Genomic DNA, 11,424 nt, shown 5'->3' with positions numbered 1-11,424 from the left:
TTTGGTAGCAAGGAGACTTCTGAGCGAATGCCCATGTGACCACGCATGCACTGAAAGTGCGGCGGGGAGGCGCTGCAAGCGTCGCGAAGCGATGACGAGCAACGCTCGGCACCTATTGTAGGTCATTGCCTACTCCGACAAGTAATCTCTGCCGGATCAGATAGTCGGGTCAGACCAGAGGTCGGACCCGGTGCTCCGATGTCAGTTTACTGCTCCGGTGTCTGACCTCCGGTCTGACACCACTCTCTAATTACGTTCCAAACATCGCAGCCTTCGCAAGACCGCTCCAACAGCTAACTACTACCCTTCAATCTGCGAACAGTGATCCCTCTGCTCTACTTCCGGTGTGAATATCACATAATCAGCTATCGCTTCATCCTGATAGCTGTCTGGTATGATTTCAAAGGGGTCTCTGCTGTCACCAACGGATAGCATCATGATCGATAAGCTATTCAGCTCATTATGAAAGGGGACGCCGGCATCTTTTCTGACATGCATGTTGCCTGCAATGTATAGATCGACTTTATCGGTGCTGTTCTCTTTAAGTACTCTACCCATCTGTCGATCACGGGCTATTTGAACTCTTAACATATTGCCCAGTTGTGATTTGGGTAGCTTGCCGCAGTGGCTTTCATAGAGTATGTCGAGCATAAAGTTTTTGTAGTGTTCGTTAGGATGATCTATCGACTCATCCATATAGGCTTGCATCTGTTGTTGTCGAGTTAGGTCTGTGCCGAGTACTCTGTTTGCTTTCGTTAAAGCTAAGTTGACGGGTGATTCATACCACTCCCAAGGCCAGCCTTTTTGCCAGTTGAGTTGTTCTGGATTCGACGGCTCCCCTAATGCGCTGTCTAGTGCACTCTGTTGATCTGTATTCGCCATTTCAAAGGCAACATTACCGAGTATCTTCTTTTGGGACAGTAGCTCTAGTATCTCTGTTTGAAGTTCGTGATGAATATCCGTTTCATGATTTTCACCCAACAATATCCAATCTATCTCACTCATTTGATCCAGTAATTGCTGTTGAGTTATGAAACGCTGGTTTGCGTTATCCCATATTTTTCCAACAATGGGATTATTACTTTTTATATCAGTTTGCCACTCAGCTGCTGATACGGCTGATATGCCAAATAGAATTGAAATAGAAACAGCTTTTAACAGGTTCATCTTGTCCGTGTCTTTTTGTTGATACTCGTTTTCACTCTACGCATTTGATCCTATCTTGGTGCTTTTCAGATGCAAGCGCGTGTCTATGGTGGCATACTCGTAAACAACTGTTTTTGTAAATGCTAACCCGTCTGGGAACACTATTTGTGGAAAATCTGATCGATGAAGGGGTCGAAACCCTTCCTTTAAAGACCTTTACAGAGAAAGCCTACTTAGATTACTCAATGTACGTCATTCTTGACCGTGCATTGCCTCATCTAGGCGATGGTATGAAGCCAGTACAACGCCGTATTGTTTATGCAATGTCTGAGCTTGGACTAAAGGCGAGCGCCAAATTTAAAAAGTCAGCACGTACGGTAGGTGACGTTTTAGGTAAGTTTCATCCGCACGGTGATTCGGCCTGTTATGAGGCTATGGTGCTTATGGCACAGCCTTTCAGTTATCGCTATCCGCTTGTAGATGGTCAAGGCAACTGGGGTTCTGCTGACGACCCTAAATCTTTCGCAGCAATGCGATACACTGAAGCGCGACTCTCTAAATATGCCGAGGTGTTGTTAAAAGAGTTAGGTCAAGGAACGGTTGAATGGGTACCTAACTTTGATGGCACGATGGATGAGCCTGAGGTTCTGCCAGCGCGTCTACCTAACGTACTCTTGAATGGTTCTACGGGTATCGCCGTTGGTATGGCGACTGATATTCTTCCCCATAACCTTCGCGAAGTCGCTCGGGCTTGTACTTATCTGCTCGACAATCCTGATGCCAGTGTTGCGCGTCTTTGTCAGAAAGTAAAAGGCCCTGATTTCCCAACCGCTGCTGAGATCATTACACCGACGGCTGATCTTAAAAAGATCTATGAGACCGGTCGTGGTTCTGTAAAAGCACGTGCTATTTATGAAATTGAGGATGGTGACGTTGTCATTACGGCTCTTCCATATCAGGTATCTGGTGCTAAGGTGCTTGAACAGATTGCAGCTCAAATGCAGCAGAAAAAATTGCCAATGGTTAGCGATTTGCGTGATGAGTCAGACCATGAGAATCCGACTCGGTTCGTGATTGTGCCACGCTCAAATCGTATCGATATTGAGCAGTTGATGGCTCACCTGTTTGCAACCACCGATCTAGAGCGAAGCTACCGAGTTAACTTCAACATGATCGGCATTGACGGCCGTCCACAGGTTAAAGATCTTCGTCAGATCTTAACGGAGTGGCTTACTTGGCGTACCCAGGTTGTTCGACGCCGTCTCGAATTCCGTTTGCAGAAAGTATTAGATCGACTGCATATCCTCGATGGTTTGATCATTGCTTATCTTAATATCGATGAAGTGATCGCAATCATCCGCAACGAGGATGAGCCTAAAACGGTTATGATGGAGCGCTTCGGTCTAACGGATGTCCAAGCTAACGCCATCCTCGATCTCAAACTTCGTCATTTGGCGAAACTGGAAGAGTTTCAGATCCGTGCAGAGCAGTCTGAGTTAGATGAAGAGCGTAAAAAACTTGAATCTATTCTTGGTTCTGATGAGTTGATGCGTAATCTCATTAAAGAGGAGATTGAACAGGCTGCTGAAGAGTTTGGCGATGATCGCCGCTCTCCTCTGGTTGAGCGTGAAGAGTCTCAAGCGTTCAGTGATAAAGATCTGCTTACCTCTGATCCTGTTACCGTCGTCCTCTCTAAACAGGGGTGGATCCGTGCTGCTAAAGGGCATGACATTGATCCGGCTACTCTGAATTACAAAGCGAGTGATTGTTATAAACTCTCGATTGCTGGGCGCATGAACCAGCCGACGATCCTGCTAGACAGTATGGGGCGCAGTTATACATTAGAGACTCATAACCTGCCTTCAGCTCGGGGGCAAGGCGAGCCTGTTACCGGTAGCATTAGTCTGCAAAAGGGTGCTTCGATAGAGGCACTAACCGCGGGTAAAGAGAGTGATAAGGTTCTTCTCTCTTCAGATGCTGGTTATGGCTTTGTCACGTCGATAGGTGATATGACCAGTAAGACGAAAAACGGTAAAGCGGTACTGACGCTACCCAAAGGGGCCAATATCGTAGCGCCTGCTTCCATTTCTGATAGCGAAAATGGTTTGATCGCTGCCGTAACTTCTGAAGGGCGTCTACTGGTGTTCCCAGTCTCTGAGCTGCCTGTATTGGGACGAGGTAAAGGTAATAAGATCATTAACATCCCGTCGGCAAGGGCTCAAGCTCGTGAAGAGTTGATGGTTGCTGTGGCTGTTCTTAATGAAGATCAGGAACTTCTGGTTCATGCGGGTAAGCAGTACCTTAAAATGACCAAAGCCGATCTAGAACACTACCGTGGAGAGCGCGGTCGTCGAGGCAATAAACTGCCAAGGGGCTATCAGCGAGTGAGCCATCTATCGGTAGAGTAATGACTACCTAAATATCAAAAGGGAGCCGCTGGCTCCCTTTTTTGTTGAATCAATAATGTGCGGTTTATGAAGATTACTGTGCGGCCTGCTGTGCCAGTTTTGCCAGAAGATAACGCCCCTGTTTTTCTAACAGATCTTGATAGCTTTTACTCAACGATAGGATCAGCACCTTGTCCTCATCTTCGCGTTTGATCTCAGCGGTTGATAGAACACCGCTTTTTAGATCGGGTGCCTCTGAGAGTGCTGTATGGCTAATCAATCGATCTGTTTTGGTTGAGCGAGTTAAGAAGCGGGCTTCGTCGGCCATTCTATCCTGACGACCCTGTTGACCTCTTACAATTGCGGTGTGGACGTTCAGTATCGGCTCCTGCTGATCTGAACGACTTCTATTGTACGAACGGGCAAGTTGGGCAAATAGCATGGCTGCACAAGCCGCATTAACGCCATGCTCGTCATCCTCGCTGGCATTATCAAACTGAATCAGTATGTCTTCGCCAAGTGCGGAGACCTCGCCTTCGTAAATATTGGCAACGGAGTTCGCCAGTGTTCGGTAAGTGCGTTTGATCTGTAACTGCTCTTCATTGGAGATCAGCGCCGAGTGGGGGCTGGTAAAGTCGATCAGGACAACGTAGGCCGCTTCACTGGCTGGTGTTAACAGATCAAGCTCCTGTTCAATGGTGTATAGATCGAGCTGTTCTTCATTGATGATAGGCAGTTTGCGCGCCAGTTTCTTCACGGGCTCTTGGCGCTCTGGCGTTGTATCAAACATCAACGTTTCAAAGCTGGGCTCTTCACGCTCTTGTTCGGGCTCTTTTGATAGAGGCTTGAAGGGCGGTACGCTCGGTTCGCGTCTCTCTGGTTTTAGAAGTTCAACCAGATCGATCTCATCCTTATCGGTCTCATCTATCTGCATTTTGACGATTGGCGGTTCAATGTTGGTAGGTTCATTGGTCTCTACCATCGTCTCATTTTCGCTAGGTTCCCAAGGCGGAATGTCTGCCTCATCAGTGTTTGGCTCGTGAACTTCTTCAAAGTTAGGTTCGCTAGGCTCATCTGAAGTGCTGTTTTCAACAATCGGGTCATCGTACGCGGATCCGAAATTGCCTATGTCATCGTAATCTACTTCAGTGTCCACTTCAGTCTCAATAGTCGATTCAATCTCTGTCTCCGCCTCGGATCCAAGGTGGTTATCTAGGGAGTTGAACTCAGTGTCCTGTTCTTGATAGTCTAGCTCTGGTTCTTGTTCGATTAGCGCTTCTGCCTCAACACCGTCTTCATAAACCTCTTCATCGCTGTCGTCGATTGTTTCCTGAGCTTCCGTTGAGTCTGTGATTTGATCGTCAAAATGTTGCTCAATTTGTTCAATATAAGCCACTTCCTCTTCAAGAAGTTTGCTCTGCCGGCGATAGATAAACAGTGATAACAGAAAAGCGATAATAGCGCCGCTGCTGATTAGTCCCGTCTGGTAATTGAGTTGTTGCTGAACGGGAGTTGGGTCGATCCAGACCTCTAATTGAGCAATGGTTTCGTTATTAGGTGCGATAGATTTTGCTGTGTGGACACCCTCTTGCTTGCCAGCCGCGGCTAACCGCATGGTCTGGCTATCGGTGATTTGAATGCCTGCTACGAAGGGGTCGTCTGCAATCTGGTTAGTGACAAAGTTAAGGCTGACCAAATCCTTAGAGAGAATCAGAGGGGCAACCAGCATGGAGGCGCTGTTACTCCAAATTTTGGCCTGTTTTAGTGCTTCGTTTTCTGCGGCATTTTTGGCCAACAGATAGGAGCCAACCAAGGTCGAAGAGAAGAGCAAAACCAGAGCGATGGCTGCAGCAAAGGCAGGGCGTTGGTACCAACGTAGGTAACCTTTGTATTGTTCGCCGTCTTGTTCAAGCATGCCTTTGTTTCCAGTACACAAAATAAGAGTTTCATAATACCAGTCTGTCTTCGACCGATCGACCAGTTGGTTCCTAAAATTTGTAACTATTTCATAGGCATTAAAAGCAATTTTTGCTGGCGTAATTTCTTGTTATTGGTGGGTTCTTGATCGCTGTCACGCTATACTAGAATTCTCAATAAATTGATCGGTAAAGACCTGATGAATGTAGCGGATTACATGCAGACGCTTGGTGCGAATGCGCGCGAAGCTTCACGTGTCGTAGCACGTGCTAATACAGAACAGAAAAACAGTGCATTGCTTGCAATGGCTGAACTTATTGATGCCGATCGCGATGCGATCACTCAAGCTAACCAGAAAGACCTTGAGGCTGGAAAGGCTCGTGGGCTTGATGATGCGATGCTGGATCGTCTAGCGCTAACTCCAGAGCGTATCGATGGCATGATCGAGGGTCTTCGTCAGGTTGCCGCTCTACCAGACCCTGTCGGTGATGTATCCGACATGCGTTTTCTGCCATCCGGAATTCAGCTAGGTAAGATGCGTGTTCCTCTAGGCGTAATAGGCATCATCTATGAGTCACGCCCGAATGTCACAATGGAAGCCGCCAGTCTCTGTCTAAAGTCGGGTAACGCTACGATTCTTCGCGGTGGTTCTGAGGCAATTCACTCTAATCAGGCGATTGCTAAATCGATTATGGCGGGCCTAAAACAGGCTGGTTTGCCTGAAACGGCTGTACAGGTGGTGGAAACCACGGATCGTGAAGCCGTTGGTCAGTTGATTACTATGCCAGAGTTTGTGGATGTTATCGTGCCTCGTGGCGGTAAGGGGTTGATCGAGCGTATCACGAACGATGCGCGCGTGCCTGTTATTAAACACCTCGACGGTATTTGTCATGTCTATATTGATGCAGAGGCTGATCTAGCTAAGGCTGTCAATATTGCCATCAATGCCAAGACTCATCGCTACGGTACCTGTAACACCATGGAGACACTGCTGGTTCATGAATCGGTTGCTGATGAGGTTCTTAGAGAGCTAGCTGAAGCCTACGCTGAGGCGGGTGTAGAACTTCGTGGATGTGACAAGACATGTGCCATTATTCAAGCTAATGGAGCGACTGAAGAGGATTGGGCGACGGAGTACTTGGCACCGATACTCTCAATCAAAATTGTTGAGGGTATTGATCGTGCAATTGAGCACATCAATCACTACGGCTCTCACCATACCGACGCGATCATTACTGAAAACTACACGCTGTCGCGTCAATTTTTGCGTGAGGTCGACTCCAGCTCTGTCATGATCAACGCCTCTACTCGATTTGCCGATGGCTTTGAATACGGCCTAGGTGCTGAAATCGGTATATCTACGGATAAGATTCACGCTCGTGGGCCGGTCGGTCTAGAGGGGCTGACGTCTCAGAAATACATTGTTTACGGAGAAGGGCAGGTTCGTAAGTAATGCAGAAACCTCCTCTGGTTCTTTTTGGTGGTACCTTTGATCCTATTCACTATGGACATCTCAGAACTGCGCTAGAACTTCAGGAGGTGCTCAATGTGCCTCACATTAATCTGGTCCCAACCGGTGAGCCAGTCCATAAAGCATCAACCGGCGGCTCTGCCGTGCAGCGGTTTGAGATGGTTCGGCTAGCGGTAGAATCGGAGCCTGCACTGGTTGCTGATGATTGTGAATTGATCAGTGATGAGCCTTGCTACACCATCAACACGTTGATGAAAAAACGTGCCGAAGTGGGTGAGGATTTGCCCATAATAATGGTGATGGGGATGGACTCTCTGCTGGGCATTAAGAGTTGGTCCCATTGGCAGCAGTTAACGGATTTCGGTCACTTGTTGATCGTTGCTCGACCCGGTTATGAACCTGAGTTTGATTCAGAGCTTCAGTGCTTTATTGATCAGCATAGGGTTGAGGATTTAGAAGCGTTAAGCCTTCGTCCTTCAGGTCATTTGGCGATGCATCAGTTGACTCCGATGAATGTCTCTGCGACTCAGGTTAGAAAGATTATTAAGCGGGGCTCAAACCCCAGATTTTTAATTCCAGACAGCGTTTGGAATTTTATTAGAAATGAGCGTCTCTATGACGCCAATGAAAGGTAATTTAATTTACATGCAAGATGATCAATTGATCGCCCTAGTGCAAGATGCGCTTGAGGGAATGAAAGCAAAAGATATCAACCTAATCGATGTTCGTGGCCGCTCTACCGTCACTGACTACATGATGGTTGCAAGTGGTACATCTAAGCGTCAAGTAGCAGCCGCTGCTCAAGAGGTGATCGACAAGGTGAAAGAGCAGGGTCTTTTGCCTATGGGTATTGAAGGTCAAACGGTTGGTGACTGGGTATTGGTCGATCTTGGTAGCATCATTGTGCACGTGATGATGCCAGATGCTCGTGATTTCTATGACATTGAACGCCTCTGGTCAGTAGGCGACGCCTAAGCCTTATGCGCATACGATTGCTTGCAGTCGGCACTAAGATGCCAAAATGGGTCACGGACGGCTACCAAGAGTACTGCAAGCGTCTTCCCTCTGATTTTCAGCTAGAACTGGTTGAATTACAGCCTGGCCATCGTGGCAAAGGGGCTGATATCCAACGGGCTATGCGCTCTGAAGGTGACGCCATGTTGGCGGCCATCCCAAAAGGGGATCGAGTGATCGCTCTCTGTGTTGATGGCAAGAACTGGTCGACAGAAAAGCTTGCAGAACAGGCTGAAAACTGGCGGATGGAAGGAAATAATATAACGCTTTTGGTGGGTGGTCCCGATGGTCTTGATCCAAGATGCATCGCCGCTGCCGATCAAAAGTGGTCGCTATCAGCGCTGACTTTACCGCACCCGCTGGTTCGCATTATTCTTGCTGAGCAGATATATCGAGCTTGGACCTTACTTCAAGGTCATCCCTACCATAAGTGAGTTAGATGGATCAGAGACGATTTAACGACTACCAGAAAGAGAATCGGTTCTTTGTTAACCGAGCAGTCGTCGCGTTTCTTTTCGTTTTAGTGCTGATGGCCATTCTGGTCAGTCGCATCTACTTCTTGCAGGTCGTTGAGCACGATCGATTCTCTCTGTTATCAGAAAACAATCGCATTAAACTTCAGCCAGTCGCCCCCAGACGAGGTCTTATCTACGATCGTAATGGCGAACTGTTGGCAGAAAACCGCCCTAGCTTCAGTTTGACGCTCCTTAAAGAGGAGGTCGATGATGTGGATTCGCTATTAGAGGATGTCGCCTCTCTAGTAGAGCTCTCTGCGGCAGAGGTAGAAGGCTTTAAAAAGCGCCTTAAGCACCGTCGTCGTCCACACTCCACCGTTCCTCTCAAATCTCGCTTAACCGAAGAGGAGATCGCTAAGCTCTCAGTGAACTTCTATCGTCTACCGGGGCTACAGATTGAAGCTGATCTTGTTCGTTACTATCCTCACCCTGATTCACTGGTGCATGCCATTGGTTATGTTGGGCGTGTTAATGAGCGTGAACTCAAAACCTTAGACCCTAATAACTATGCTGCAACACACTATATTGGCAAACTTGGGGTTGAGAAATATTACGAGCCGCTACTGCATGGACAGGTCGGTTTGCAGCGTGTTGAAACCAATGTGCGCGGCCGAGTCATGCGTGTTTTGGAGCAAGAGGACCCAACCCCAGGTTTGGATATCCAGTTAAGTCTCGATTTAAAGCTGCAGCAGTTTACAGCGAAACTGTTGGAGGGTAAGCGAGCTGCGGTTGTAGCGATTGAACCCCAAACCGGTGAAATCTTGTCATTGGTGAGCAACCCCTCTTACGACCCCAATGAGTTTGTAACAGGTATATCGTTCGACAACTACAATGCGCTTCGCGATGATAAAGATCAGCCTCTTTATAATCGGGCCATCCGTGGAGCCTACCCACCGGGATCAACGCTAAAGCCCTTCACAGCGCTTGCCTCAGTTGATTCTAAATCGGTACCGATTGATCACAAAGTTTGGGATCCAGGTTTCTATCAACTCTCTGAAAATGGTCGGAAATGGCGAGATTGGAAGAAATCTGGTCACGGTCGAGTCGATCTGAATCACGCATTGGCTGAGTCTTGTGATGTCTGGTTTTATGATACGGCTTCTAAAACATCGATTGATGTTTACAGTGACTATTTAGGGCGTTTCGGTTTTGGACAGGTCACCAGTCTGGATCTGCCTGAAGCGGGCCGAGCTATTCTCCCATCCAATGAGTGGAAGAAGCGTCGCGAGAAACAGCCTTGGTACCCCGGTGATTCACTCAATCTAAGTATTGGGCAGGGTTATATGATAGCTACGCCACTGCAGCTCGCGACCGCCACTGCAGTGTTAGCCAATCGAGGTAAGTGGGTGCGTCCACAGATGATCAAGAGCTTCATCGCTGAAAATGAGCTAACGGCGGAACAGACAGAGATTATCCAACAGCTACAACAGAAGCCGACACTACCCGATGTTGAACTCAATCACCCCGAGTACTTTGAAAAGGTAATTGAGGGTATGGTGAATGTGGTGAATGCTCCCTACGGTACGGCTCGAAAAGCCGGTGCGGGAGCGCCTTATACCATGGCAGGAAAAACAGGTACGGCCCAAGTGGTCGGCATTGCTCAAGATGCTGAATATGACTCAGAGGCTCTGCTAGAACGTCAGCGAGACCACGCACTCTTTGTTGCCTTTGCACCGGCTGATGATCCTAAAATTGCAGTGGCGGTAGTCGTCGAGAACGGCGAGGGTGGTTCTAGAGCTGCAGCACCGGTCGCGCGTGAAGTGATTGATGCTTGGTTACTGGGCGATTACACCAGTGAGTTGGGAGATGATTAATGTCTAAAGATTTCCACCGCTCCGTCTCGCCAGATCAGTCAGGACTTCGCAAGCAGCGCTCGTTGTGGAGTTACACTCACCTAGATTTACCCTTGCTTCTACTATTGCTGGCGCTCTGTATAGCAGGGCTGGTCATTCTTTACAGTGCATCAGGGCAAGACTGGGCCTATGTTGAGCGTCAGGCCATCCGCATGGCTGCAGGATTTGCCGCGTTGATTTTTCTCGCGCAAGTCCCTCCAAGGGTGATTATGAGGGTAGGGCCCTGGCTCTACCTACTAGGAGTGGCCTTGTTGGTTGGCGTTATCTTGTTTGGGGTCGGTGCTAAAGGGGCTCAACGTTGGTTGGCGCTGCCCGGTTTTCGTTTTCAGCCTTCAGAGTTAATGAAACTGGTACTACCTATTGTGGTGGCGGGTTACATCGCTCGCTACACACTGCCACCCAACTTCAAAGCGATCATAGTGAGTTTGATCTTAATTGCGATCCCATTTGCACTGATTATGAAGCAACCGGACCTTGGTACCTCGCTGCTGATCGGTGCCTCTGGTGTATTTATTTTGCTCTTTTCGGGAATCTACTGGCGCTGGATCTTTCTGAGTGCTGGGATTGTAGCGGCTTCACTGCCTGGGCTCTGGATGATCATGAAGGATTATCAGAAACAGAGGGTGCTGACATTTTTAGATCCAGAGAGCGACCCTCTTGGCTCGGGCTGGAACATCATACAGTCTAAAACGGCGATCGGTTCGGGTGGCCTCTCAGGTAAAGGCTTCTTGAGTGGTACTCAGTCTCAACTGGACTTTCTTCCTGAATCTCATACAGACTTTATCATTGCAGTAATCGGCGAAGAGCTGGGAATGAAAGGGGTATTGGTGCTACTCGCTCTATACCTTTTAATTGTAGGTCGTGGCTTAATGATCGCTGTTAAGGCACCTGACAGTTTTTCCCGTATGCTAGCTGCAAGTATCACGCTGACATTCTTTGTCTATGTCTTTGTCAACATCGGCATGGTCAGTGGTATTCTGCCGGTCGTAGGGGTCCCTCTACCAATGGTGAGCTATGGTGGTACCTCTATCGTGACGTTGATGATAGGTTTCGGAATTCTGATGTCGATTCATACCCATAAATCGATGTTGCGACGCTAGAATAATAAGATGACTGCTTGG

At 48.1% G+C, this 11,424-nt stretch carries 9 protein-coding genes; 7 read left to right on the top strand and 2 right to left on the bottom strand.

Annotated features, from left to right (window positions below):
- Positions 1-300: 300 nt before the first annotated feature.
- Entirely contained in the window at positions 301-1,167 is an 867-nt protein-coding gene (locus XMD579_RS11240) for a ChaN family lipoprotein (RefSeq protein WP_173506379.1), read from the bottom strand.
- A gap of 146 nt (positions 1,168-1,313) precedes the next feature.
- On the opposite strand from XMD579_RS11240, the gene parC reads away from it, so the two are divergent.
- Positions 1,314-3,554, top strand: a complete 2,241-nt coding sequence (gene parC / locus XMD579_RS11235) for a DNA topoisomerase IV subunit A (protein WP_371815206.1) — start codon at positions 1,314-1,316, stop codon at positions 3,552-3,554.
- 73 nt (positions 3,555-3,627) lie between these two features.
- Here parC and XMD579_RS11230 read toward each other — a convergent pair whose 3' ends face one another.
- On the bottom strand, positions 3,628-5,448 hold the full coding sequence (locus XMD579_RS11230) for a hypothetical protein (RefSeq protein ID WP_173494301.1): 1,821 nt from the start codon (positions 5,446-5,448) through the stop codon (positions 3,628-3,630).
- Between the two features lie 201 nt (positions 5,449-5,649).
- On the opposite strand from XMD579_RS11230, the gene XMD579_RS11225 reads away from it, so the two are divergent.
- From XMD579_RS11225 to rodA, 6 genes are read left to right on the top strand one after another with little or no spacing between them, the layout of a single operon-like run.
- Entirely contained in the window at positions 5,650-6,903 is a 1,254-nt protein-coding gene (locus XMD579_RS11225; RefSeq protein WP_173494302.1) for a glutamate-5-semialdehyde dehydrogenase, read from the top strand.
- Positions 6,903-7,556: a nicotinate-nucleotide adenylyltransferase gene (gene nadD / locus XMD579_RS11220; protein WP_173483268.1), complete on the top strand. Its 654-nt coding sequence runs from the start codon at positions 6,903-6,905 to the stop codon at positions 7,554-7,556. The genes XMD579_RS11225 and nadD overlap by 1 nt, the downstream gene beginning before the upstream one ends.
- A gap of 10 nt (positions 7,557-7,566) precedes the next feature.
- Positions 7,567-7,896 carry a ribosome silencing factor gene (rsfS, locus tag XMD579_RS11215; protein WP_173482044.1) on the top strand — a complete coding sequence of 110 codons (330 nt, stop codon included), beginning with the start codon at positions 7,567-7,569 and terminating at the stop codon, positions 7,894-7,896.
- Positions 7,897-7,901: 5 nt separating this feature from the next.
- Positions 7,902-8,369, top strand: coding sequence for a 23S rRNA (pseudouridine(1915)-N(3))-methyltransferase RlmH (rlmH, locus tag XMD579_RS11210; RefSeq protein WP_173482032.1), 468 nt, complete (start codon positions 7,902-7,904; stop codon positions 8,367-8,369).
- Positions 8,370-8,374: 5 nt separating this feature from the next.
- Positions 8,375-10,264 (top strand): penicillin-binding protein 2, encoded by a 1,890-nt coding sequence (mrdA, locus tag XMD579_RS11205; RefSeq protein WP_173482031.1) that lies wholly within the window; start codon positions 8,375-8,377, stop codon positions 10,262-10,264.
- Positions 10,264-11,403 carry a rod shape-determining protein RodA gene (rodA, locus tag XMD579_RS11200; protein WP_173482030.1) on the top strand — a complete coding sequence of 380 codons (1,140 nt, stop codon included), beginning with the start codon at positions 10,264-10,266 and terminating at the stop codon, positions 11,401-11,403. Before mrdA ends, rodA begins: the two co-directional genes overlap by 1 nt.
- Positions 11,404-11,424 lie beyond the last annotated feature (21 nt).

It is taken from the genome of Marinobacterium sp. xm-d-579 (assembly GCF_013282935.1).
In the GTDB taxonomy this organism is placed as follows: Bacteria; Pseudomonadota; Gammaproteobacteria; order Pseudomonadales; family Balneatricaceae; genus Marinobacterium_E.
This window is presented reverse-complemented; position numbering and strand designations above follow the sequence as displayed.